This is a genomic window from Nocardioides sp. NPDC057767, assembly GCF_042798275.1.
In the GTDB taxonomy this organism is placed as follows: domain Bacteria; phylum Actinomycetota; class Actinomycetes; order Propionibacteriales; family Nocardioidaceae; genus Nocardioides.
On record NZ_JBHVKJ010000010.1, the window covers coordinates 17559 to 41470 of the forward strand.

Sequence of the window (23912 nt, forward strand, 5' to 3'; positions counted from 1 at the left end):
GCTGGCTCGGCGTTTCGACATTGGCTCTGCCACGCTCGTCCCGCACACTTGGGGACGGTCGGTCGACGGAGAGGGCACGGATGCGCACAGAGGTACGCCGCGCGGCGCGCGCCACGGTCGTGAGCGCGCTGGCTGGTGCTGTCCTGATGGCCACGCTCGCCGGCTGTGCCACCGAGGGCGACGGGGTGCTTCCGGGCGCCGAGGGCAGCCACGGGGCCGAGGTGACCCAGGACCTGTGCGCCCGGCTGGCGGCCGAGTCGATGACCCGCGCCTCGGTGGTGACCGGGGCCGGTGAGCGGGTCGTCGTGATCGGCGACTCGTGGGCCTCGGGGTTCGGGCTCGACGACCCCGGCCTGTCCTGGCCGCGCTATCTCGACGGCGAGGTCCGGGTCTCCGGGTTCGGCGGCACCGGCTACGCGCGCGGCTCGATGGAGACGTGCGGTCCGATCTCCTTCCCCGAGCGGATTCCCGACGTGATCGCGCAAGGGGCCGACCTGGTCGTTCTCGAGGGCGGCATCAACGACTCCAAGAGCGACATCGAGGACGTCGAGAAGGGCTTCCGGGCCACCCTGGACGAGCTCGAGGGCTATGAGGTCGTCGTGCTCAGCGCGCCCAGGGTGAACTCCCGGGCCAAGGCGATCAGGGTCGTCAACAAGATGATGCGCCGGGTCTCGGCGGAGTACGGAGTGACGTACATCAATGTCTTCGACCTGCAGCTGCCGATGCTCGAGGACAACACCCACCTGACGGTCGCGGGCCACATGCAGTTCGGGGAGATCGTCGCCCGCCGGATCGCGGAGAGCCGATCGGAGACTGTCCCCGCCCACGGCTAAGGTTGCCCGAGTGACCGCAACCGAGATCGCCTCCCAGTCGCCCGTACGTGAAGCCCTGGCGGATGCGGTCGCGACCCTCGGCGGTGCCACCCGCGAGGGCCAGGTGATGATGGCCGACGCGGTCGCGCAGGCCCTGGCCGACGAGGAGCACCTGCTGGTCGAGGCCGGCACCGGCACCGGGAAGTCGCTGGCCTATCTGGTCCCGTCGCTGCTCCACGACAGCCGGGTCGTGGTCGCCACCGCGACCCTGGCGCTGCAGCACCAGCTCGTCGAGCGCGACCTGCCGCGCCTGGTCAAGGCGATCGGCTCGCGTCCCGGCGTGGATGCCTCCTACGCGGTGCTCAAGGGCCGCTCCAACTACGCCTGCCTCCACCGTGTCCGCGAGGGCGCGCCCGACGACCAGGGCACCCTGGTCGACGTCCCGCTCGGCCCGATGGCCGAGAAGGTCCTGGAGCTGCGCAGCTGGGCCGAGGAGGAGGCCGAGAAGGGTGGCAGCGGCGAGCGCGACTCGGCGCCGCGCCACACCGACCGTGAGTGGCGTCAGGTCTCGGTCAACCACCGCGACTGCCTCGGCGCCGCCAAGTGCCCCTTCGGCGAGGAGTGCTTCGTCGAGGTCGCCCGCGACAAGGCCCAGAAGAGCCACCTGATCGTCACCAACCACTCCCTGCTCGCGATCGATGCGATCGAGGGCGTGCCGATGATCCCGGAGTACGACGCGGTGGTGATCGACGAGGCCCACGAGCTGGTCGCCCGGGTGACCCAGGCAGCGACCGACGAGCTGACCGCCGCAGAGGTGGAGCGTGCCGCCCGCCGGGCGCAGAAGCACGTCGAGGGCTCCGAGGCCGACGACCTGGCCGACGCCTCCGACGCGCTGCGGGCGGCGATCAACGAGACCTCGCCGGGGCGGTTCGTGACCCTCCCGGAGCTGGTCTCCGACGCGCTGGTGCTGGTGCGTGACGCCGCGCGCTCCGCGCTCTCGGCGCTCCCCAAGCCGAAGGACTCCGACAGCGCCGACCCTGGCTTCCAGCAGGCCAAGGGCGGACTCCAGGAGGTCTTCACGACCGCTGAGCGGATGGCCGCGGTTTCCGAGCACGACGTGATCTGGCTCAACGAGGGCAGCGACCGGATCCCGCCACGACTCTGCGTCGCGCCGCTGCAGGTCTGGGCGCAGATGCGCGAGAAGCTGCTGCGGGAGAAGACCGTCGTGTTCGCCTCGGCGACGCTCAAGCTCGGCGGGGACTTCGGTCCCGTGGCCGGATCTCTCGGGCTCAAGGCGGAGGAGCGCACCGAGGTGGGTGCCGGGGCGCAGCGCACCGAGGACGTGCTGCCGTGGGTCGGGCTCGATGTCGGCAGCCCGTTCGACTACGGCCGGCAGGGGATCCTCTACGTCGCCCGCCACCTGCCTCCTCCCGGCCGCGACGGCATGGGCGCCAAGACCCTGGACGAGATCGTCGACCTGGTCGACGCCGCCGACGGACGTACGCTCGGGCTCTTCTCGTCCCGTCGCGCGGCCGAGGCGGCCGCCGAGGTCGTGCGCCAGAAGCTGCCTCACCTGACCACGCTGGCGCAGGGCGACGCCCAGCTGCCCGAGCTCGCAGCGCAGTTCGTCGCAGACCCCCACACGGTGCTCTTCGGGACGCTGTCGCTGTGGCAGGGGATCGACGTGCCCGGCGACACCTGTCAGCTGGTGATCATCGACCGGATCCCGTTCCAGCGGCCCGACGACCCGCTGATGTCGGCCCGGCAGCAGGCGGCGGACAAGGCCGGCGGCAACGGATTCATGCAGGTCGCCGCCACTCATGCCGCGTTGCTCATGGCCCAAGGCGCCGGCCGGCTGATCCGCACCACCACCGACCGCGGGGTGGTGGCGGTGCTGGACGCCCGGCTGGCGACCGCGCGCTACGGCGGCTTCCTCAAGGCCAGCCTGCCGCCGATGTGGGCCACCACCGACCCGGCCATCGTGCGCCAGGCGCTGAAGCGACTCTCCGAGTCAGCCTCCGCCTGACGCCGGTCGAGTCGGCTCGTACTGACCGAAAAGCACGTCGAGTCGGCTCGTTGGAACGAGCCGACTCGGCGTGATCTGGGTCAGCGGTAGGTCTTGGCCCACCAGCGGTGGGTGGCCTTGTCGGGCGTGGCGACGCCGTGGCAGGAGTACGGGGTGCCCTGACCGCAGGTGAAGTTGCTGCTCGCGTTGGCGAAGGTGACCTCGACCTTGCGGATCCGCTTGGAGGAGAACCCCTCGATGGTCTTGGTGGCGATGCCCTGGCTGTTGGGCTTGAGGTGGTAGACGCCGCGGGTGCCGTCGGTGCGGAAGATGCTGATCACGGCAGCGTTGGCGTTGGGGCGGGCGACGTCGACCTTGATGCGCAGCTTCCAGCCCTTGCCGACGTTCTTCGGGACCAGACGCTGGGAGGCGTAGGTGAGGTGCTTGAGGGTGAACTGGCCGTCGACGGTCTGTCGCTTGGCGGGCAGCGCGGTGCGGCCGTCGTAGACCGGCGGGTAGTAGGCGCCACCCTCGCTGTAGCTCTTCGCGGGGGCCAGGTTGGCGGCGGCGAAGCGGGCGTACTGCAGCTTCAGCGTGGTGCCGCGCGCGGCGAGCGTCTGTCGGATGGCCGCGGTGGAGTAGGTGGACGGGGCCCGGTTCCAGACACCGAGGACCACCTCCGGGAGGGAACCCCGCTCCTTGGCGAAGCGCTCGGAGAGGTAGCGGAAGAAGATCCAGTTGCCGTAGATGCCGAGGTTGGAGACGTTGGAGTTGTCCAGCGGCTTGCGCTGGTCCTCCAGCTGGCCGTAGGCCAGGTACTGGCGGTTGTCGTTGATGCTGTCGTAGACCTCGTCCTCGACCCAGGTCGCCGTGGACTCCATCATCCAGCGGTCCTCGCCGGCGTCGTAGGCGAACTGGACCGCGTGGAAGTACTCGTGGGCGGCGGTGACCCGGAGGTTCTCGGTGGGCGTGTTGGCCGTGCCGTACTCACTGGTGGCGTAGTCGTTGTCCAGGACGCAGTAGGCCGTCGCGGCGGTCTTGGAGACCTTCGTCTCGGGGGCGCAGTAGCCGTAGTAGCCCTCGTCGTAGAGGTTCTCCAGGTAGATGTCGACCTTGCCGGGGGTGACCGTCTTGTCGGCGGCAGGCTTGCGGTAGCCCGCCTGCACATAGATGTTGTGGACCTTCGTGACCACGTCACGGACCTGGGTCGCGTACGCCACCGAGGCGCTGTCGCCACCCTTGCCCGGCGTGTAGTGGACGCAGACGACGTCGCTGCACGTCTCGGTCGCGGTGCGCGGGCGGGCGAGCAGCTCACGCGCGGCCTTCTGGTTGGAGCCGTCCAGGGCGTCCTTGGCGTTCCAGAGGTTGGTCAGGGCGATGGTCGCGTCGGGCCGGCCGGCGACGTGCCGACCTGGCACGACCTGGCGGGCGCCACGGACCGACTGGTTGCGCTTGACCTTCTTGGCCTCGGCGAGAGCCTCCCGGGCCTCCTCCTCTGTCACCGGCTGTGCGGCGCTGGTGTCGCCGCCGGTCCGCACCGAGCTCGCCGGGGTCGATCCGGTTGCGGGCATGGTGGCGGCGAAGGTGGCCACTACCATCCCTGCGATCAAGACGAGGGAGCGTTGTTTGCGGTTGATCCGGCGGGCAATGTTTCGCATGAGATACCAGACGTTCGGGAAGGTAGACCAGGGCAGTCTAAGGGCACGCGACTCGGCCACATCGGTGAAACGCCTAGACCGGCTCGGTGACGTGATGGAGCCGGTTGCTCCCGCTCGCGGTGGCGTACGACCTGGCCCAGGTGGCCGTGGTCCTGGAGTCCTTGCGCTCGCCGATGACGTACCAGTCCATCTGGGCCCGGTTGCGGGTCACGTCGAGGACCGAGAAGCCGTGGTCGTCGAAGTTGAGGTAGCGCACATGGCGGTTGGCGGTCCTGATGATGTTCTCGACCGTCACGCTCACCGTGCGGCGCGGTGCGCCGAGGATGTCCTTGAGGTTGTTCGAGGTCACCGAGGTGGCGACGAACTCGACGCCGGCGGTCCTGCCGAGCGGGTAGACGGCGGAGTCGTACGGCAGGTCGCAGGCCCACGCCGAGTGGATGTCGCCGGTGACGAACACCGTGTCGGTGATCGCGTTGTCGCGGATGTGCTCGAAGAGCTCGGTGCGGTCGGCGGTGTAGCCGTCCCACTGGTCGACGTTGTAGGCGATGCCGTTGTCGGGCAGCAGCCCGGTGACGTCGTTGACCGGGCTGACCAGGCTCTTCGGGAGGGCCGCGAAGGTGACCGGCGCGATCATGACCGGGTTGCCGACGATCTTCCACCGGGCGTCGGTGAGCAGGCCCTCCTTGAGCCACTCCAGCTGCTCGTCGCCGGTGATCGTACGGTCGGGGTCGTCGACGCCGGCCAGGTCGGTGCGGGCGACCTGCTCGGAGCGGTAGGAGCGCAGGTCGAGCATGCTCAGCTCGAGGAGGGTGCCGAACCTCAGCCGCCGGTAGATGCGGTCGTGGAGGTGCCCGCCGGTCTCGACGACGGCAGTGCCGTCGACACGTAGCGGCATCCACTCGTCGTAGGCCTGGTTGGCGTTGGTCTTGCGGTCGATCCAGTCGTACTCGCCGGGCTCGTTGTTCTCCGCACCCAGCAGCCAGGCGTCGTTGGCGGACTCGTGGTCGTCCCAGGTGACGATCCAGGGCAGGTGTGCGTGCGCGTCGGCGAGGTCGGCGTCGCGCTTGTACTGGGCGTGCCGGACCCGGTAGTCGGCCAGGGTGTGCATCTCGTGGGCCGGCTCGTGCGGGCGGATGTCCTCGTTGGCCATGCCGTAGCCGTACTCGCCGGGGCCGTACTCGTAGAGATAGTCGCCCAGGTGGAGGATCGCGTGCAGGTCGTCGCGCGCGGCCAGATGGCGGTAGGCGGCGAACCAGCCGGCCTGCAGGTTGGAGCAGGAGACCACCCCGAAACGTACGTTGTCCGGGGCCGCGTCCGCAGCCGGAGCGGTGCGTGTGCGGCCGACGCGGCTGGTCTGGCCGTTGTAGGTGAAGCGGTAGAAGTACCAGCTCTCCGGGGACAGGCCGGTGACGTCGAGCTTCACGGTGTGGTCGCGGTCCGGGCCGGTGAGCTGGGTGCCCTTGGCGGTGAGGCGGCTGAAGTCCGCGGTCGGCGAGACCTCCCAGTGGACCAGGATCTCCTCGCCCCGTCCGGACCCCGGGGTCGCCTCCGCGGTGGGCGTGACCCGGGTCCAGATGACCACGCGGTCCGGGAGCGGGTCGCCGGAGGCGACGCCGTGCTGGAAGTGGTTGAGCGTGGTGCCGGCTGCCTCGGCGGGTGTCGGCAGTGCCACGACTCCCACTCCTGCGGCGGTGGCCAGGCCGGCGGCGATGAGGGTGCGGCGGTCGATCTGCGTCTGGGTCGTGCTGCTCTGAGTCACGCTGTATGGAACGACGCAGCCGCCGGCCCTGTCATGGGCCGGCGGCTGGATTTCACGCAGAGTTCCCGGACTGGTCGCGGGAGGTGTGAGACAGGACTCAGAGGCTGCGCAGGACCGCCGTCACCTTGCCGAGGATCGTCGCGTGGGTGCCGTCGATCGGCTCGTACGCCGCGTTGTGCGGCAGCAGCCACACCTTGCCGTCCTTGCGGGAGAGCGTCTTGACCGTCGCCTCGCCGTCGATCAGCGCGGCCACGATCTCGCCGTTCTCCGCGGTGGGCTGCTGGCGCACGACCACGAAGTCGCCGTCGCAGATCGCGGCGTCGACCATCGAGTCACCGGAGACCGAGAGCAGGAAGAGGTCGCCGTTGCCGACCAGCTGCTTGGGCAGCGGGAAGACGTCCTCGATGCTCTGCTGGCTCGAGGTCTCCTCGGCCAGGATCGGGCCACCGGCCGCGATCCGACCGACCAGGGGAACCATGGTGGCGTCGGGGTTGGGGTTGACGACGGCCTCGGCGGTGAGCGCCGGCTCGGTCTCCTCGCCGGCCATGGCCTTGCGGTGGGCCATCACCTCGGGGAGGAAGACCTCGAGGGCACGGGGTCGCTTCGGGTCCTTGCGGATCAGACCACGCTGCTCCAGCGCGCGCAGCTGGTGGGCGACGCTGCTGGTGCTGGTCAGCCCGACGGCGGCACCGATCTCGCGCATGCTGGGCGGGTAGCCGCGCTGCTCGATGCTGTCGCGCAGGTGAGCGAGGATGCGCTGCTGACGCGGCGTGAGCCCGGTCGCGTCCGGCGGCCCGTCGGGCAGCTCGCGGACGCGGCTCTTCTTCGAACCGCCTGATCCGGTGCCTGTCTTCTGCGTGGTCATGTCATCACATTAGTCCCTCTGGCACCACGACATCAAACATCTGTTCGATCTCGTTCGAAGTGCGTGTCGGCGTTCAAAAATTCCTGACGTCGCTACTTGCGTTGTTCGAACACGTGATCTACCTTCGAACATGTGCTCGATCGAACACGTGATCGAGAGACTTGTGAACTGGAGGCCGTGATGAGTGCAACCGTCTATGTGCTGCCCGTAGCCGAGCCGCCCCGGCCCGTGCCGGAGGTGCGTCGCTCGACGGTGCGGCTCACCCGTCGTGGGCGGATCGTCGTGTTCGCCTTCGCGCTCGTCGTGCTCTTCGCGATCGCTTTCGTCGGGGCGCGGGTGGCCTTCGCGGTGGACGGTGATGCCGACAAAAGCCCCGCCCCCGCCGCTCACACGATGGTCGTCGGCGATGGCGACACGCTCTGGGACATCTCCGCGGAAGCCGTCGCCGGGACCGGCGCTTCGATTCGGGAGATGGAGCAGAGGATCAAGGAGCTCAACGGTCTCGAGTCCTCGATGCTCGTGTCCGGGCAGACCCTGATCGTTCCGACCGCGCCGTAGCGGGCGCCCACAGATGTCCGGCTGCTCCTTCGAGGGAGTCAGCCCGCGCGGCGGGCACCCTGGCAGCCGGCAACCGGGGAAATGTGAGAGTGCTGCAGACGATGGGAAGCGTCTGCAGCACTCTCGCTGTCCTGGCGGTCGTCGTCAGTGACGCCCGCGGTAGGGCGTGTCCGGCTCGGGCGGCGGCCACTGCTTGTTGCGGGTGCTGTGACGCGGCGGCCACTCGTCGTCCGGCTGAGCGGCGGGCGGTTCCTGGGGCTGTCGTTGGGTGGGCATCGCCTGCGTCGCTGCCGGATCCTGGGTCAGTCGAGCCCTCGAGCCGGTCTGGCCGTAGCTGGCCGGAGCCTGGTAGGCGCCGGACTGATACTGCGAGGAGCCGGCCTGCTGGGTGGGGTAGCTGTCGGTGCCGTAGCCCTGCGAGCCGTACGCCGGGGAGCTGGTCGGCGTGGAGGCCGGGGTCGGCGGGCTCGTGTAGTAGGGCGGGGTGCTCGGCGGCGTCGGCGGCTGGTAGCTCGGCGTGCTGTAGGCCGACCGGCTCCCGGTGTTGCCGAAGTCCGAGGAGCTGCTCGTGTAGCCGTAGGGCGACTGGGAGCCCGTGTCGGTGTAGGCCGAGCGGCTGCCGGTGTCACCGTAGGGAGCCTGGCTCCCGGTGTCGGAGCTGTGCCGGCCGTAGGAGCCGGTGTCCTCGTAGCCGTAGGAGCCGGTGCCGTAGTAGTCCTGCTCCATGTAGGTCGTCTGGTCGCCGTATGGCTGCTCCGGGTAGTCCTGCTCCTCGACGTAGGCGTTGGAGTGGCTTCCGGTGTAGTCGTCGGCGGGCGGTGGGGTGGGGGAGCCGGTGAGGGCCCGCCAGGCCTTCCCGGCGAAGGTGAAGGTCAGGAAGAGACAGGCGACTGCGACGACGGCCGCGACGGCGAGCTTCACCCAGGCGCCGGAATCGCCTCCTCGTGCGTCGGCCCCGAAACCGACGGCGACCCACACCAGCACTCCCCAGATGACGAGGAATGCCAGCGTCGCGATCGCAGGCAAGATGAACGGTGGCCGGGGACCGCTTCTGGGGCGCGTGCCTCTCCGCGACCCGACGCGATTTCCTCCGGAGATGTTTGTCACGGGGTCATTCTTACCCATCTGGGCCAGCGCGTCGCCGCTGAACCGGAATCTTTCGGTGTTTGACCGACGACACGCCGGGCGCACGGGGAAACGCGGCGCTCGCTTGCATCGACTGGGGGGCGGGCGTACGGTTACCACTACATCTAGTAGTTACACCGCTGTAGTTATCCACATCTAGTTCACATGAACAGGTGGATGACCCACAGCGACGGGGGTGTTGTTCCACAGGGACTCACGCTCAATTCCACAGGTTCCACAGGCTCGGGCCGCCGCTGAGACGGCCTGGATCCACAAGGCTTCACGAGAGGGGCTCGACCGTGCACTGTCCGTTCTGCCGACACAGCGACACCAAGGTTCTCGACTCCCGCGTGGCCGAGGACGGCGGCCAGATCCGGCGTCGTCGGGTCTGCCAGGAATGTGGGAAGCGGTTCACGACCGTCGAGCAGATGCAGCTGATGGTGGCCAAGCGCTCCGGCGCGGCGGAGCCGTTCAGCCGCGACAAGGCGGTGCACGGCGTACGCAAGGCGTGCAAGGGCCGCCCGGTCACCGAGGACCAGCTCGCCTGCCTCGGCCAGGAGGTCGAGCAGGCGCTGCGGAGCCAGGGGTTGGCTGAGGTGCCCAGCCACGAGGTGGGGCTGGCGATCCTCGCGCCGCTGCGCGAGCTCGACGAGGTGGCCTACCTGCGCTTCGCGAGCGTCTACCGGGCCTTCGGCTCGGCCGACGACTTCGAGCGCGAGATCCAGATGCTGCGTACGGAACGGGAAGTCCAGGACTTCGAGGCAGAACATCCGGTCGAGGCCCCGGTGGGCACCGACTGATCCCACGGCCATGGGAGATGGCACACAGACCGGCCCGGGCAGGCCGTGGGGAAGCGACCTGTCCGGGCCATCCAGCAAGACAACAGCACGACGCACGAAGCCCGAACGGGCGCACAGGAGACTCCACCATCAGCACCGACCAGCAGTACGGCACAGCGATCGATGACAACAGGGGGAACGAAATGACAGACACGGCATCAGAGGCACAGGCATCGTCGAAGGCGGGCGCCGGGCTGAAGATCGAGCGGATCTTCAGCACCGAGGGCGTCCACCCCTACGACGAGATCACCTGGGAGCGACGCGACGTCGTCCAGAAGAACTGGAAGACGGGTGAGACCGTCTTCGAGCAGACCGGGGTCGAGTTCCCCGACTTCTGGTCGATCAACGCCTCGACGATCGTGACGACCAAGTACTTCCGCGGTGCCCTCGGCACCGACAAGCGTGAGCAGAGCCTGAAGCAGCTGATCGACCGGGTCGTGAACACCTACGTCGCCTCCGGCAAGGAGAACGGCTACTTCGCCTCCGAGGCCGACGCCGACCTCTTCGGTCGCGAGCTCACCTGGCTGCTGGTCAACCAGCACTTCGCGTTCAACTCGCCGGTCTGGTTCAACGTCGGCACCGAGTCCCCCCAGCAGGTCTCGGCCTGTTTCATCCTCTCGGTCGACGACTCCATGGACTCGATCCTGAACTGGTACAAGGAGGAGGGCCTGATCTTCAAGGGCGGCTCCGGTGCCGGTCTCAACCTCTCCCGCATCCGCTCCTCCAAGGAGCTGCTGAAGTCCTCCGGCGGCACCGCCTCCGGCCCGGTCTCCTTCATGCGCGGCGCCGACGCGTCCGCGGGCACCATCAAGTCCGGTGGCGCCACCCGTCGCGCCGCGAAGATGGTCGTCCTCGACGTCGACCACCCCGACATCGAGGAGTTCGTCGAGACCAAGGCGCGCGAGGAGGACAAGATCCGCGCGCTGCGCGACGCCGGCTTCGACATGGACCTGGGCGGCAAGGACATCTCGTCCGTGCAGTACCAGAACGCCAACAACTCGGTGCGCGTCTCCGACGAGTTCATGCGCGCGGTCGAGGAGGGCAAGAAGTTCGGCCTCCGGGCGCGTACGACCGGTGAGGTCATCGAGGAGATCGACGCCCGCGAGCTGTTCCGCAAGATCTCGGTCGCCGCGTGGGAGTGTGCCGACCCGGGTCTGCAGTACGACGACACCATCAACGACTGGCACACCAACCCGGAGACGGGCCGGATCACCGGCTCCAACCCGTGCTCGGAGTACATGTCGCTGGACAACTCCTCCTGCAACCTGGCGTCGCTCAACCTGCTGAAGTTCCTCAAGGACGACGACACCTTCGACGCGGTCCGCTTCCAGCAGGCCTGTGAGGTCGTCTTCACCGCGATGGACATCTCCATCTGCTTCGCCGACTTCCCGACCGAGGCGATCGGCGAGACCACCCGCGACTACCGCCAGCTCGGCATCGGCTACGCCAACCTCGGCGCCCTGCTGATGGCGATGGGTCTCGGCTACGACTCCGAGGGCGGCCGGACCATGGCTGCCGCCATCACCTCGCTGATGACCGGTGCCGGCTACAAGCGTTCGGCCGAGCTGGCCGGCGTCGTCGGTCCGTACGCCGGCTACGCCCGCAACGCCGAGGCCCACCAGCGGGTCATGCGCAAGCACCAGGCCGCCAACGACGCGGTCCGCTCGATCAACCCGGTCGACCGCAACATCATCGACGCGGCGACCCGGGTGTGGTCCGACGTCGTCGAGATCGGCAAGGTCAACGGCTTCCGCAACGCCCAGGCCTCGCTGCTCGCGCCGACCGGCACCATCGGCTTCATGATGGACTGCGACACCACCGGCATCGAGCCGGACTTCTCGCTGGTCAAGTTCAAGAAGCTCGTCGGCGGCGGCTCGATGCAGATCGTCAACCAGGTGATCCCGCGGGCGCTGACCAAGCTGGGCTACCAGGCCGAGCAGATCGAGGCGATCGTCGCCTACATCGCCGAGCACGGCCACGTCGTCGACGCCCCCGGCCTGCGCCAGGAGCACTACGAGGTCTTCGACACCGCGATGGGCAAGCGTGCGCTGCAGCCGATGGGCCACGTACGCATGATGGCGGCTACCCAGCCGTTCCTCTCCGGCGCGATCTCCAAGACCGTCAACCTGCCCGAGTCGGCGACCGTCGAGGACATCGAGCAGGTCTACATGGAGTCGTGGAAGCTGGGTCTGAAGGCCACCGCGATCTACCGCGACAACTGCAAGGTCGGCCAGCCGCTGGCCGACGGCAAGTCGGAGAACGCCAAGAAGGACCAGGGTCTCTCCACGGCTGCTGCCGAGGTTGCGGCTGAGGCCGAGGTCGAGCCCGAGGTCGTCGAGAAGATCATCGAGAAGATCGTCTACGCGCCGACCCGCAAGCGCCTGCCGAAGTCCCGCGTCTCGCGCACCACCTCCTTCACGGTCGGTGGCGCCGAGGGCTACATGACCTCCGGCGCGCACGCCGACGGCGAGCTCGGCGAGGTCTTCCTCAAGCTAGGCAAGCAGGGCTCGACCCTGGCCGGCGTCATGGACGCCTTCTCGATCGCCGTCTCGGTCGGCCTCCAGTACGGCGTGCCCCTGGAGACCTACGTCTCCAAGTTCACCAACCTGAAGTTCGAGCCCGCCGGTCTGACCGACGACCCGGACGTACGCATGGCACAGTCGCTCATGGACTACGTCTTCCGCCGGCTGGCGCTGGACTACATGTCCTTCGAGGACCGCTCGGCTCTCGGCATCTACTCCGCCGACGAGCGTCAGCGCTACCTCGAGACCGGCTCCTACGAGCAGCTCGGCAACGGCACCACCGCCGCCGAGCTCGTCCAGAAGCCGGCTCCGGAGCGCAAGGTGGAGGCGAAGACCGAGGTCGTCGAGGCCGACGTCAAGGAGGAGGCTCCTGCCGAGGCGGCTGCGCAGGAGGCCCCCAAGGCGGCCGCCCACACCACCGCCGAGCTGCTCGAGTCGATCAGCGGCATGGCCATCGACAGCCCGCTCTGCTTCACCTGCGGCACCAAGATGCGCCCCGCCGGCTCCTGCTACGTCTGCGAGGGCTGCGGCTCGACCTCTGGTTGCAGCTGATTCGTTGAGTGACTGAGTCCGGTCCCGCATCCACTCCTGGGTGCGGGACCGGACTCACTTGTTGGCTCTAGGGTTGCTGGGGTGAGCGCCGATGCCGGGTACGACGGGACCGACTTCTACTGCGATGTCGCCATTCCTCGTCCCGACCGCCTTCATGTGGTGCACGACAGCGCAAGGGTGCTGGCGTTCCACCACACGCGACCGTTCTGGGCCGTGCACGTCGTGGTGGTGCCGAAACGCCACCTCGGATCACTCACGACTGTGAGTGCCGAGGACGAGGCCGACGTGCGTGAGCTCCTCGGTGTCGTCCAGGCAGTTGCCCGGGACGTGGAGCGCGAGCACGGCGCCGCGGCGGTGCTGACGAACCTGGGTGCCTACCAGGACTCCAAGCACCTGCACGTGCACATCCACAGCGGTGGGTGTCGTGACCAGGGGTGATGTGGGAGTCGTGGTGTCACTGGGTGACATCGGGACTCCCTGGTCGGGGAAGTTGCAAGGGGAGGAAGTGATCCCGGGTCCAGCCGGCGGTGTCCAGGACGAAGCGGAGCAGGACCGAGTCGCCCGTGCCAGTGAGTTCGGTGTCGATGTCCGTCGCCGATGAAGAGCCTAGGCCTGGGACGTACGCATCAAGGGCACTCCTGCGCCGCGCTTCGGTGTCGGGTGGGCCGGTGACGGTGAGGGCCGAGCTGTCGATGGCCACCCCGGTGACCCGCCCGGATCCGATCGGGCGGCCGGCGACCATCAGTGCGGTCTCGGTGGCTGCCCTGACGGATCGATGGTCAAGGACCGCGCCGAGGGCGACGCGCGGGCGGTGGGCCGCCGTTGCCAAGGCGTGAGCGACCGCGTCGTGGCAGGCGATGTGGTCGGGGTGTCCGGTCAGTCCGTCCGGTCCGACGGTGAGGACGATGTCAGGTCGGATTGCTTCGAGTGCGGTCCTGACACGAGCGGCGAGGTCGGTGGTGTCGGCCGCGCCGATGGTCTGCGCCGCTGAGTGCGGCGTGTCCGTCCAGCGTCCGGGCTCGGTCAGGTAGCCCCAGGTGTCGATCCCGAGCAGCTCGGCTGATGCTGCGAGCCGAGCCTCCTTGGCTCGGCGCGCGGCCGCAAGGCCGGCCGGGGTCAGCGGGCTTTGACGGCCCTCGCCACCGGTGAAGAGGCGCAGATGGGTCCGCATCCCCGAGGCCTTGGCGGCGACCGTCGCAGCTCCGGTGGCGAACACCTCGTCGTCTGGGTGAGCATGCACGACGAGCACCACGGCTTGGTCGAACCCCTGGCCGCTGAACATGCCCACACGCTACGGGCACCGGCGTGGAGGCATATGTGGAGGTGAGAGTCCAGACACTGGTCTTCTGGCCCTCCGGCGTGTGGCCTTCGTCCCTGTGACGACGACGACCGGCGCGTGACGATCACAGTGAGAAGCGCGGCGTGAGGGCGGACTTCGCTCGAAGGGACAGGAGTCGACAAATGATGGGTTACGGATACGGCATGGGGGCCGTGGGCTGGATCGCCATGACCATCTTCTGGGTCGGGTTGATCACGTTGGTCATCTGGGTCATCGCCCGCGTGCTGCCGACCGGGGGTGCCTGGGGTGAATCGACGCCACGACGGGGCGGAGCACCCGCGGAGAGCGCCGAGGACATCTTGGACCGGCGCTTCGCCGCCGGGGAGCTGGACGAGGAGACCTATCGGTCGATGCTCGCCACGCTGCGCTCGTCGAGGACCGCGCGGACCGAGCCCCGGTGATGCGTACGCTCAAGAGCCTGTGGATTCCGCTGGTCGCTCTGCTCGCGATGCTCGGCTCCGGCGCCTGGCTGGTCACCCAGGACGACGATGACGGCCGAGGGTTCGGCCCCTGGGGTGGGACGGGCATGCCGATGATGGGCGGCTCGGCCGAGTCGTGGCGGCCGGGCGGCGAACGCGATCCGGTGGACGACCTCGCCGAGGCACGAGACCGAGCCGAGGACTTCGCCGAGACGCTGGGGCCCGGGCTGCGCGTAGGTGAGGTCATGCGGTTCGAGAACAACTACTACGCCGAGCTCGAGGAGTCCGACGGGGCCAAGGCCACCGAGGTGCTGGTCGATCCGTCGACCGGGGCCGTGCAGCTCGAGTTCGGGCCGGCCATGATGTGGAACACCCGCTACGGGATGATGGCCCGACCCGGCACCCGCGCCCGGCTCAGCGCCGAGCAGGCCCGGTCTGTCGCGCAGGCGTGGGCCGACGACCACGGCGGGCTCGCCGTCGCCGAACCCGAAGCCTTCCCCGGCTACTACACGCTGCACACGCTCCGGGATGGCGACATCAAGGGGATGCTCTCGGTGAACGCCGTCACGGGTGCCGTCTGGTATCACAGCTGGCACGGGGAGTTCGAGGAGATGTCCGAGGGCGAATAGCCACGCGGGCTCCTGCGGTTCGGTCAGCGGCCGAGGATGCGGGCGAGCCAGGTGCCGTTCGGGTCCTTGGGGTCGGCGGAGTGTCCCGGGCACCACTGCCCGGTGGGCACGGAGGCTTTGATGGCGGCGACGTGGCGGCCACAGCCGGCCCAGGTGGTCTTCTTGCACTTCTTGCAGCGGACGGGGCGACACATTCTGTTCGGTTCCTCTTCTGTGGTTCGGGTGGTTCAGCTGTGGGAGAACGTGATGTTGGGCAGTACGCGGCGCAGCCAGGCCGGGGTGGCCCAGGCGGCGCGGCCGGCGACTCGGAGCATGACCGGAAGTAGCACGAGCCGGACCAGGAAGGCGTCGAGCAGGACGGCGACGCCGAGGATGACGCCCATCTCCTTGGGGGGTAGCGGGCCCGAGAGGGCGAAGGTGAAGAACACCGCGACCATCACGCCGCCGGCGGCGAAGATGACCCGCCCGGAGTGCGCGACCGCGCCAACCATGGCCTCGTGCGGGTCGCCTGACTTCTCCCAGTGCTCCTTCGCGGAGGCGAGCAAGAAGACGGTGTAGTCCATCGCGATCGCGAAGATCATCGCGAAGAAGAAGACCGGCGCCCACGCGTCCAGGAAGCCTTGTGGCTCGAATCCGAGGAACCCGGAGCCGTGTCCGTCCTGGAAGATCAGGCGAGCGACGCCGAACGCGGCGGCTGTCGACAACAGACTGACCAGGGTGCCGAGCAGCGAGATCAGGGGCGCCTGCAAGGCCACGAGCAGCAGCAGGAAGCCGAGCACCAGGACGACGCCGATCACCAGCGGGGTCGTCGTATCGAGTTGGGTCTTCAGGTCGATGTTCTCGACTGCTGCGCCACCGACCAGGGCAGAGTCCGGCAGGTCGGTGCGGAGACGGTCGATGCTCGCGGCGAGGTCGGGATCGGACGGGTCGACCGTCGGCACCGCCTGGATCAGGCTGTAGTCGGTGCCGTCCGAGGCCGGGGCCGCGGGCATGACGGCCTCGATGCCGTCGTCGTCGGTCAGGATCTGCGATGCGGCCTCGGCGTCCCGCTTGTCGACGACGACCTGGAGCATGCCTGGGGCACCCTCGCCGAAGGCGTCCTGGACCTGGTCGTAGCCGACCCTCGCGCTGGAGTCCTCGGGGAGCACCTTGATCGAAGGCATCGCTGTCTCGAGACCCAGGATGGGGGCGGCCAGCACGATCAGCACGATCAACGAGCCCAGACCCCAGACAGCGGGGCGTCGCCACAGTCGTTCGCCCCAGGAGGCGAAGACGGGGGAACGGTGCTCCCCGGCCTTCACCCAGGGCAGCGAGAACTTGTTGATCTTCTGGTCGAGGGCGACGAGGACGAGGGGGAGCAATGTCAGCGTCGCGGCGAGCACGAAGACGACCGAGAGCATGATCCCTCCGGCCATGGAGCGGAAGGAGGGGGAGGGAACCAGCATCACCGCAGACAGCGAGACCAGCACGGTCACGCCGGAGAGCAGAACGGCCTTGCCCGCCGTGTCCATGGTTTCGGCGATAGCCGCACGCGCGGAAGTGTGGTGTCCCATCCGGGCAGCGCGGTATCGGGCGACGAGGAAGAGTGCGTAGTCGATACCCAGTGCGAGAGAGAACATCATCGCGAAGTTCATCGCCCAGATCGAGACCGGAACCAGCTCGTTGATCAGCACGAGCGAGCCCGCGGAGGCGACCAGGCCGGCGAGGGTGAGGACGAGCGGAAGGCCAGCAGCGACCAAGGCCCCGAAGGCGAGTACGAGGATCGCGAGAGTGACGGGCCACGACATCATCTCCGAGGTGAGCATTGCCTCCAGGTTGGCCTCGTTGAAGTCCGACCACAGCAGCGACGAGCCCGTGGGATTGACCTGCACGGTGTCGGTGGAAAGAGCCTGGAGCTCTTCCTTGAGATCGGTGGCGACGCGCACCATCTCGTTGGTGTCAACACCGGCACCGGCCAGCACCACCGCTGTGGCGCCGTCCTGGGACAGGCTCGCCCCGGGCATCGGAGCGATCACCTCGTCCAGCCGTGGCTCGTCGTCGAGGATCTGGGTCACCTCTGCCAGCACCTGCTGACCCTCACCGTCCTGGAGCGAGCCGTCGGTGCTGTGGACGACCACCTGGATCGCGTGGCTGGCGTTGCCGCCGAAGTGTTCCTGCGCGAGCTCGCGGACGGCCACAGACTCTGAGCCGTCGGCCTGCCAACCGGCCCCGGAGAGGTTCTTCTCCACCGCGGGAGCGAAGACGCCCAGTCCGATCACCAGGAGCACCCAGCCGACGGCGACCAGACGTCGGTGATCGATCACCCACACTCCCAGTCGACCCAGCGGGCCGGGTCGGGTGAGTGGCGTGGTCGCCGGCGGGCCAGCGGCGTACGTCGTCTGTGGCATTCGTGCTTCCTCTCGAGAACTAACCCCCTGGGGGGATGCGACGACGGTAGCATAACCCCCCGGGGGGTTGTAGAATCCACGGAGACGAAAGGGAGAACCGATGACCAGCTTCACTTTGAGCGCCACCGTCCCCGCGTCGTACGCGGAGACCTTTGTGCGCGTACGAGAGCTCCTCGGCGAGGCCGGGTTCGGCGTGCTCACCGAGATCGACCTGACCGCCACCCTGCGGGCCAAGCTCGGTGTCGAGGTTCCGCAGCAGGTGATCCTCGGAGCCTGCATGCCTCAGCTCGCCCACCGCGCGCTCGAGGCAGACCCGCGGATCGCGACCATGCTGCCGTGCAACGTCGTGGTCGCGGCCGAGGGTGAGGGGACCCGGGTCGAGATCTTCGACCCGGCCGCGATGACCTCGTTCAGCCCCGACGCCGGTGTCGCCGAGGTCGCGGCGGACGCGCGCCAGCGCCTCACCGGCATGCTGGATGCACTCACGGGAAAGAAGTAGGACGACGATGCAGCTCGAGCCTGACGAGATCAAGGCCGTCATCACCCGACTCAAGCGCGCCAACGGACACCTCGCCTCGGTGATCCGGATGCTCGAGGAGGGCTCGGAGTGCGAGGACGCGCTCACCCAGCTCGCGGCGGTGAACAAGGCGGTCAGCCGAGGTGGGTACGCGCTGGTCGCCACCGGGCTGGAGAAGTGCCTGGCGGACGGTGGTCGCGACAGCGTGGACACGAAGAAGATGGAGAAGCTCTTCCTCGCGCTGGCCTGAGCTGCCGGGCCGGTTGCCGTCCACAGGCGGCGTTCGGCACCGGGTTTTCCACAGGCGCCCGAACACGGGTGGCGGAGCGGCGAGATCCGGGTTCTGCTGGGGCCATGCCCAAACCAAGGAAGCACGACAGATCGCCTCGACCGCCGAACAGATTCGGCGATCCGCGGCGGCGTTCGTTCGCCGAGAAGGTCGTCGGCAGTCCCTACTGGCCGGCGATGTTCGCGGTGAACGATGCCGAGTCCCGTGGAGACGTCAAGGCGGCGCTGGAGATCGTCCGCAAGACCGCTCGCCAGCTCGACGACGAGCAGTTCTGGCACCCCTCGCGGCTCGAGCGGCTGGAGCAGATCCGGCTGCTCGAGATGCTCCTGCCGCGGTGGGCGCACTCGCGGTGGATCGTCGCGCAGGCGATGCAGGGGACCCATCCGCGCAACCAGTGGCGGATGGCGAAGGCGATCAACGTCGCGCTCGACGTCAGAGGCGGTCCCGACCCCGTGCGTGACCGGGAGGACGACCGGATCCGGGTCATGGATCGCGACTGGGTCTATCGCCAGTCGTTCCTCTACGACCTCGGCGGGCTCGAGGCGTTCCTGCGTCACAACGCCTCCGGCGCGCTGATCGCCGGCGCGGACCGGATCTGGGAGTGGGCACGGGCACCGATGCGCGGTGTGCGACTTCTGGAACGGGAGCCGAGGCACCTGTTGTGGGAGGACCCCGAGACCGGGGAGCAGGTGCGCACGATCAACATCGGAGCCGGCTTCCTCGTCGAGGACGGCGAATGCGCGATCGGCAGGATCGTGCCGCTGGAGAGCGGGTCGATGTTCGAGACGGCGCCGTTACGGGTCCCGGACGAGGTGGCGTACGCAGTGGCCGACGAGCCCGACAGATGGACCGAGACGCTGCGGGACGCCTGCGCCCAGGGTCCGGACGAGATCTGGGTCCGCCGAGGGCTGCGGGACTACGGACTGCTCACCGACATCCCTCACGCTCTGGTCGATCTCGCCATGGACGCGGGCCTGCGCGCGTTCCACGACCCCGATGACGAAGAGCTCGCCGAGCTGTTCACCCACCCCGCCGACTACCCGGCTTGCCTCGCCGCCTGGCTGGTCCGTCCGGAGACGATCAACGCGCTTCGCGCCGGGCTGCACCCTGAGGGGCGCGCGGCCCTCGTCGGTTTCGCCGAGTTCGTCCACGAGCCGGCGGCGAGCCTCATCCACGACCTCGTCGACCACCATGAGGAGGCCGCCTGACACCCCGCGCGGTCCCTCGCCTGAATCTGGAATTTGACCTAGTTGAATCCAGTCAAGACCGTAGGGGTCGCAATGGCAGCACTGCAGGCGGCATCGGGCACCGAGCCTCAGCTGAGCCGGCGCAGGATCAATCCATCTTCGGAACCGTGCATGCTCGGCATGCTGCTCGCTGCGCTCGACGGGGCGCTCGCGGTGCTCTCACGCAAGATCGTCGAGGGCGAGAGGACCTGACCCCGGCCGGCGCCGGCTTATAGGGCTTTTTACTTTCGTCCGTGTTTGAAATCCACGAGAGCGGGTAGGACAAGGGCATGCCCGACGACGACATGCACGTCAATCCCGACGATCTCAGGTCCATCAAGAACACGCTCGACACCGCCGGTGGTGACCTCTTCAAGCAGGCCGAGCCGCTGCAGAAGACCCCTGACGTCGGGGAGTCGTCCTCGGAGGTCGCGACCGCGCTCGCGTCGCTGGCGGCGGCGGTCGGTGGGATGTCCCAGGGTCTCGGAAAGCTCGGTGACAGTGTGCAGAACGCCCTCGATCACGCAACCACGTCCGATGATGCCGCCGGCGAAGCGGGCCGGCGCCACGAGCAGAGGGTGAGGGGCAACTGATGCCGGAAGCGATGGACACGAAGGTCTACGGTGACGCGTCGGCGGCGCAGACGGCGGCGGATGCCTGCACGACCGCCAAGGACGCCGTCGGGGACGCCCTCGACGATCTCGGTAAGGCGATCAAGACCGCCGGCTCGTGGAAAGGCCAGGCCGGCGCCGCCTTCGAGTCGAAGGCGGAGAAGCGCAAGAGCGACCTGCGTCAGCTCGAGTCGCGCATCGAGGCCATGGGCAAGGGACTCACGACCTTCTCGGGCGACCTGACGGCGGTCGAGAGCAAGATGTCCACGATCCGCGCCGAGGCCAGCGGCGCGGGGCTCACGGTCAGCGGCACCATGATCTCGCCGCCGACCGACCCCGGCGACGATGCGTCCGAGAGCGACGTCGACGCCCACAACACCAAGGTCGAGAAGTGGAACGACCTGGTCAGCCGGGTCGAGACGGCTCGCAAGGACGAGGACAACGCTCACGAGGACCTCGGCAAGGCGATCTCGAAGTCCACCGGTGACGGCTGGATCGAGGACCGCCTCGAGGACCTGGGCCTGCTGCCGAAGGACTTCTCCGACGGCATGCAGATCGGTGCGTACGCCTTGGGGTTGGCGGGTCTCGGAGCCGGTGCCGGCGTCGACTGGATGGTGAAGAGCCGCTACGGGACGTTCCAGCCGCGGGTGAACGGCCGGTTCGCCAGCCCGGCGAGCCTGACCAAGCTCGAACGTGCTGCGAAGGTGCTCAGCGACAAGAACTGGCACGCGAAGGCCAACAAGGCAGCCGTACGCGGCAAGTGGCTGACCGCGGGCAAGTGGGCCACCCGCGCCGGTTGGGTGGTCACCGCCGGGACCTCGGCGTGGGAGCAGTGGCAGAAGGACGCCGACGACCCGTCGCTGTCCACCACGGAGCGGGTGAGCCGCACGGTGAGCACGTCCGCGATCACGACCGCGGGTGCCGCGGGTGGCGCCTGGGCCGGGGCACAGGCCGGCGCGGCGATCGGCAGCGTCTTCCCCGGCCCGGGCACGGTCATCGGTGGCGTCGTGGGTGGTGTGATCGGTGGCGCGATCGGCTCCGGGCTCGCCGGCAAGGCTGCCGACTTCGTGGTCGACGAGGCCGGTGAGCTGGGCGAGGCCGTCGTCGACGGGGTCAGCGACTTCGCGGAGGGCGCCGGCGAGGTAGCCTCCGATGTCGGCGACGCCATCACCTTCTGGGACTAGGACCACCATGATCTGGGCCGCACTCATCCTGGCCGCCGGCGTCATCGGCGCCGGCGTCAGCATCTGGCAACATCTCGGGCTCTCGGCCCGAGCCCGTTCCTGGGCGAACGCGTGGAACCGGGGCGGTGTGGGCGAGGACGTCGTGCTCATCCATCTGCCCTGCATCTCCGCGCTGGCGATCACCGGCTCGACGGCCTTCGGGCTGGTGCCGGAGCAGACCGCGGCGTGGACGATCACCGGTGGGCTCTTCCTGCTGACCTGCGTCGTCTACCCGCTGCTCGTCGTCCTGCCCACCCCGTCGTTCATCAAGCCGAAGTGGTATCGCGAGTCGCGTCCGAAGAAGCGCACCGCGGGGAAGAAGTGACCGTGTCCGAGACTCAGACGACCCTGGTTCTACCGGACGGCTGGGAGAGCGTCGACCCACCCGAGGGCGTACGTTTCCTGGCGCTCGCGCCAGCCGACGGCACGTTCCGCGCCAACATCACGGTGACCGCCCAGACCAACGGGGACCTGGGGTTCCGCGACTGGCAGGTCGGTTCCGAGATGGCCTTCGTCCAGATGATGCCGGGCTACACGCCGATCGACCTCGAGCGCCTCACGATCGCCGGGCAGGAGGCGGGGCGGCGGCTGGCGATGTATGACGGACCGGGTGGCTCCGCGCTGACCATGGAGCAGTGGTTCGTGGCGATCGACGGTGTCGGTCACACCCTGACCGCGACTGTGCCGACCAGCGACTATGCGGCCTGGGCCACCCTGCTCGACGCCACCGCCGCGACCTGGGTCCCGGCATGAGCGCCGCGTCGACCGAGGTCGTCTGGGTCCTCGCCGGACCGGGCGGGCGGCTGGAGCACCGTGCCGCGGTCGACCCTGCGGGAATCCACCTCCGGCTCGCCCTCGACGGCACGCGTACGCAGCACCTCGGCGTCCCGCGCGGCCACCTCGTCCCGAGCCTGGTCCGCACCCTGAAGATCCGTCCGGTCAAGGGCGCGGCCGGATCGGTGCGCGCGTTCCCGACCGCCCGGATGGCCGTGCTGCTGGGCGATGACCAGGGCTCTCGCGACGAGGCCCTGAATGAGCTCGGAGCCCGCACCGCCTGGTCCATCACGGTCGGCGAGTGGCAGCTCGCCGGCATCAACGGTCCCGACGGTCTCCATCTCGCGCTTGAGGACACGCTCACCCCGATCACCAACACCGGCTTCTACCGGCTGCTGTGCCAGCAGCTCGGCGCCTACTGATCCCGGCGGAGCGTGAGGGTCGCGAGGTCGGTTCCGAGGATGCGGAAGGCGTCGACGAGGAGGCCGGCGACGAGTGCTGCGTCGGCCTGGGGGACGGTGCGCCAGTAGTGCGGCACCTCAGGCGCCGGTGCGATCGGGTCGGTCTCGTCAGGGGTCAGCCAGCCGGCCGTGCGAAGCGCCTCGTGCTGCTCGGGGGATGCCTCCCAGGTGCCACCGATGTGCTGCGTACCTGCGAACTCGGCGGAGAGCATCTCGTCCACGCACAGCACCTGTCCCCAGCGCGACGGAGCGGCCGATCGTGATGCCTTCGACCTGAGCCGAGCCAGGAACCCGGTCGGCTCCGGCACCGGAGGCTCGGGCTCGCCGATGATCACGAACTCCTGCTGCCCGAGGCCGGCGAGCTCGGACGTGATCCGTTCCTGCCACTGCGTTGCGTCCACCCGTCCATCCAACCAGGGCCAAGTAACGCACCGGTGAGCAGCGTTACCGGCGCGTTCACGCACAAAGGGTTGTCACGCGATTGCGGCACTGGTTGCATCTGTCCACCCCCACAGCCCCACAGACAAGGGACCCCACATGACTCTCGGGAGACGACTCACGCGCAAGCTCGCCCTCGCGCTTCCGCTCGCCGCACTTCTCTCCATCGTTCCGGCCGCCGCCTGGGCAGCTCCGCCGCCGGCGCTGCCGGCGTCCGCCCCCGAGGGCGATCGCACCTGGCAGCCGGCGCTCGACTTCGACACCGACGGCTGCTACAACACCCCGGCGATCGGCCCGGACGGCACGCTCAACGGTGGCCTCGCGATGGGCGGCACGGTCAACGGCCAGTGCCGCGACCTCTCGGACCTGCAGAACACCAACGTCTACTCCCGCTCGAAGTGCAACAACGGCTGGTGCGCGTACCTCTACGGCTACTACTTCGAGAAGGACCAGGTCTCCTGGGGACCCGGCTCGGCGGGCCACCGGCACGACTGGGAGCACATCATCGTGTGGGTCCAGGACGGTCACGCGCGCTACATGTCCGTCTCCCAGCACTCCAGCTACGCGATCAAGTCCGAGTCGGAGCTGCAGTTCGAGGGCGGTACGCACCCCAAGGCCGTCTATCACAAGGACGGTGGCAGCACCCACTGCTTCCGCTTCCCCAAGACCGGTGGCGGAGACGAGCCGCCCGAGAACCATGAAGGCGTCTGGCAGGTCAAGGGCCTGGTCGGCTGGGACAACTACCCGGCCGGCATCCGGGACCGCCTGGTCGCGGCCGACTTCGGTGCGGCCACCTTCAAGCTGACCGACGCCCGCTTCGGCGGAACGCTGGCTGCCGGGAAGCCGGCCGCGGTCACTCTCGACCCGTACGCCTGACCGTACGCCCTCCAGGCCGGCCTCCCCT

The 23912-nt window shown here is 68.7% G+C and carries 26 protein-coding genes; 18 read left to right on the plus strand and 8 right to left on the minus strand.

The window, feature by feature from the left end:
- The first annotated feature begins 80 nt into the window (after positions 1-80).
- Complete coding sequence (locus ACFVDI_RS07240; protein ID WP_378902192.1) at positions 81-833, plus strand: SGNH/GDSL hydrolase family protein; 753 nt, start codon at positions 81-83, stop codon at positions 831-833.
- A gap of 10 nt (positions 834-843) precedes the next feature.
- On the plus strand, positions 844-2838 hold the full coding sequence (locus tag ACFVDI_RS07245; RefSeq protein ID WP_378902195.1) for an ATP-dependent DNA helicase: 1995 nt from the start codon (positions 844-846) through the stop codon (positions 2836-2838).
- 80 nt (positions 2839-2918) lie between these two features.
- On the opposite strand, the gene ACFVDI_RS07250 is transcribed toward ACFVDI_RS07245, so the two are convergent.
- From ACFVDI_RS07250 to lexA, 3 genes are all read right to left on the minus strand, one after another.
- Positions 2919-4409 carry an MXAN_6640 family putative metalloprotease gene (locus ACFVDI_RS07250; RefSeq protein WP_378902198.1) on the minus strand — a complete coding sequence of 497 codons (1491 nt, stop codon included), beginning with the start codon at positions 4407-4409 and terminating at the stop codon, positions 2919-2921.
- Between the two features lie 139 nt (positions 4410-4548).
- Positions 4549-6234 (minus strand): alkaline phosphatase D family protein, encoded by a 1686-nt coding sequence (locus ACFVDI_RS07255; protein ID WP_378902201.1) that lies wholly within the window; start codon positions 6232-6234, stop codon positions 4549-4551.
- Positions 6235-6331: 97 nt separating this feature from the next.
- Positions 6332-7099, minus strand: a complete 768-nt coding sequence (lexA, locus tag ACFVDI_RS07260; protein ID WP_378902204.1) for a transcriptional repressor LexA — start codon at positions 7097-7099, stop codon at positions 6332-6334.
- Between the two features lie 180 nt (positions 7100-7279).
- On the opposite strand from lexA, the gene ACFVDI_RS07265 reads away from it, so the two are divergent.
- Positions 7280-7657, plus strand: coding sequence for a LysM peptidoglycan-binding domain-containing protein (locus ACFVDI_RS07265; protein WP_378902207.1), 378 nt, complete (start codon positions 7280-7282; stop codon positions 7655-7657).
- A gap of 144 nt (positions 7658-7801) precedes the next feature.
- Here the strand turns inward: ACFVDI_RS07265 and ACFVDI_RS07270 are convergent, their stop codons facing one another.
- The gene (locus ACFVDI_RS07270; RefSeq protein WP_378902210.1) at positions 7802-8683 is read right to left on the minus strand and encodes a hypothetical protein; all 882 of its coding nucleotides are present in this window, start codon (positions 8681-8683) and stop codon (positions 7802-7804) included.
- A gap of 398 nt (positions 8684-9081) precedes the next feature.
- Here ACFVDI_RS07270 and nrdR point away from each other — a divergent pair, with 398 nt between their 5' ends.
- The 3 genes from nrdR (at position 9082) to ACFVDI_RS07285 (ending at position 13133) form a co-directional block, all read left to right on the plus strand.
- On the plus strand, positions 9082-9582 hold the full coding sequence (gene nrdR, locus ACFVDI_RS07275) for a transcriptional regulator NrdR (RefSeq protein WP_045546759.1): 501 nt from the start codon (positions 9082-9084) through the stop codon (positions 9580-9582).
- Between the two features lie 182 nt (positions 9583-9764).
- A complete protein-coding gene (locus tag ACFVDI_RS07280; protein WP_378902214.1) occupies positions 9765-12695 on the plus strand; it encodes a vitamin B12-dependent ribonucleotide reductase in 2931 nt (976 codons plus the stop codon).
- A gap of 81 nt (positions 12696-12776) precedes the next feature.
- Positions 12777-13133, plus strand: a complete 357-nt coding sequence (locus tag ACFVDI_RS07285; RefSeq protein WP_378902217.1) for an HIT domain-containing protein — start codon at positions 12777-12779, stop codon at positions 13131-13133.
- A gap of 16 nt (positions 13134-13149) precedes the next feature.
- Here the strand turns inward: ACFVDI_RS07285 and ACFVDI_RS07290 are convergent, their stop codons facing one another.
- A complete protein-coding gene (locus ACFVDI_RS07290) occupies positions 13150-13977 on the minus strand; it encodes a PIG-L deacetylase family protein (RefSeq protein WP_378902220.1) in 828 nt (275 codons plus the stop codon).
- Between the two features lie 179 nt (positions 13978-14156).
- Here ACFVDI_RS07290 and ACFVDI_RS07295 point away from each other — a divergent pair, with 179 nt between their 5' ends.
- Together ACFVDI_RS07295 and ACFVDI_RS07300 are read left to right on the plus strand one after the other, a co-directional pair.
- A complete protein-coding gene (locus ACFVDI_RS07295; RefSeq protein WP_378902223.1) occupies positions 14157-14435 on the plus strand; it encodes an SHOCT domain-containing protein in 279 nt (92 codons plus the stop codon).
- Positions 14435-15082 carry a hypothetical protein gene (locus ACFVDI_RS07300; protein ID WP_378902226.1) on the plus strand — a complete coding sequence of 216 codons (648 nt, stop codon included), beginning with the start codon at positions 14435-14437 and terminating at the stop codon, positions 15080-15082. Before ACFVDI_RS07295 ends, ACFVDI_RS07300 begins: the two co-directional genes overlap by 1 nt.
- A 23-nt stretch (positions 15083-15105) precedes the next feature.
- On the opposite strand, the gene ACFVDI_RS07305 is transcribed toward ACFVDI_RS07300, so the two are convergent.
- Complete coding sequence (locus ACFVDI_RS07305; protein WP_378902229.1) at positions 15106-15276, minus strand: hypothetical protein; 171 nt, start codon at positions 15274-15276, stop codon at positions 15106-15108.
- A gap of 33 nt (positions 15277-15309) precedes the next feature.
- Complete coding sequence (locus ACFVDI_RS07310) at positions 15310-17469, minus strand: MMPL family transporter (RefSeq protein ID WP_378902232.1); 2160 nt, start codon at positions 17467-17469, stop codon at positions 15310-15312.
- Positions 17470-17569: 100 nt separating this feature from the next.
- Between ACFVDI_RS07310 and ACFVDI_RS07315 the strand changes: the two genes are divergently transcribed.
- The 9 genes from ACFVDI_RS07315 to ACFVDI_RS07355 all read left to right on the plus strand — a co-directional run bounded on the left by ACFVDI_RS07315 (position 17570) and on the right by ACFVDI_RS07355 (position 22531).
- Positions 17570-17968, plus strand: a complete 399-nt coding sequence (locus ACFVDI_RS07315) for a DUF302 domain-containing protein (protein ID WP_378902235.1) — start codon at positions 17570-17572, stop codon at positions 17966-17968.
- A 7-nt stretch (positions 17969-17975) separates the two neighbouring features.
- Positions 17976-18236 (plus strand): metal-sensitive transcriptional regulator, encoded by a 261-nt coding sequence (locus ACFVDI_RS07320; RefSeq protein WP_378815673.1) that lies wholly within the window; start codon positions 17976-17978, stop codon positions 18234-18236.
- Between the two features lie 104 nt (positions 18237-18340).
- The gene (locus ACFVDI_RS07325; protein ID WP_378902238.1) at positions 18341-19483 is read left to right on the plus strand and encodes a hypothetical protein; all 1143 of its coding nucleotides are present in this window, start codon (positions 18341-18343) and stop codon (positions 19481-19483) included.
- Positions 19484-19555: 72 nt separating this feature from the next.
- On the plus strand, positions 19556-19714 hold the full coding sequence (locus ACFVDI_RS07330; RefSeq protein WP_378902241.1) for a hypothetical protein: 159 nt from the start codon (positions 19556-19558) through the stop codon (positions 19712-19714).
- Between the two features lie 77 nt (positions 19715-19791).
- A complete protein-coding gene (locus ACFVDI_RS07335; RefSeq protein ID WP_378902244.1) occupies positions 19792-20094 on the plus strand; it encodes a hypothetical protein in 303 nt (100 codons plus the stop codon).
- Positions 20094-21296: a WXG100 family type VII secretion target gene (locus ACFVDI_RS07340; protein WP_378902247.1), complete on the plus strand. Its 1203-nt coding sequence runs from the start codon at positions 20094-20096 to the stop codon at positions 21294-21296. Before ACFVDI_RS07335 ends, ACFVDI_RS07340 begins: the two co-directional genes overlap by 1 nt.
- A 7-nt stretch (positions 21297-21303) precedes the next feature.
- Positions 21304-21660 carry a hypothetical protein gene (locus tag ACFVDI_RS07345; protein WP_378902250.1) on the plus strand — a complete coding sequence of 119 codons (357 nt, stop codon included), beginning with the start codon at positions 21304-21306 and terminating at the stop codon, positions 21658-21660.
- Between the two features lie 2 nt (positions 21661-21662).
- Entirely contained in the window at positions 21663-22088 is a 426-nt protein-coding gene (locus tag ACFVDI_RS07350) for a hypothetical protein (RefSeq protein ID WP_378902253.1), read from the plus strand.
- Positions 22085-22531, plus strand: a complete 447-nt coding sequence (locus tag ACFVDI_RS07355; protein ID WP_378902256.1) for a hypothetical protein — start codon at positions 22085-22087, stop codon at positions 22529-22531. Before ACFVDI_RS07350 ends, ACFVDI_RS07355 begins: the two co-directional genes overlap by 4 nt.
- Here the strand turns inward: ACFVDI_RS07355 and ACFVDI_RS07360 are convergent.
- Positions 22525-22971 (minus strand): hypothetical protein, encoded by a 447-nt coding sequence (locus tag ACFVDI_RS07360; protein WP_378902259.1) that lies wholly within the window; start codon positions 22969-22971, stop codon positions 22525-22527. The genes ACFVDI_RS07355 and ACFVDI_RS07360 overlap by 7 nt on opposite strands.
- A gap of 136 nt (positions 22972-23107) precedes the next feature.
- Between ACFVDI_RS07360 and ACFVDI_RS07365 the strand changes: the two genes are divergently transcribed.
- A complete protein-coding gene (locus tag ACFVDI_RS07365) occupies positions 23108-23884 on the plus strand; it encodes an NPP1 family protein (protein ID WP_378902262.1) in 777 nt (258 codons plus the stop codon).
- Positions 23885-23912: the final 28 nt, after the last annotated feature.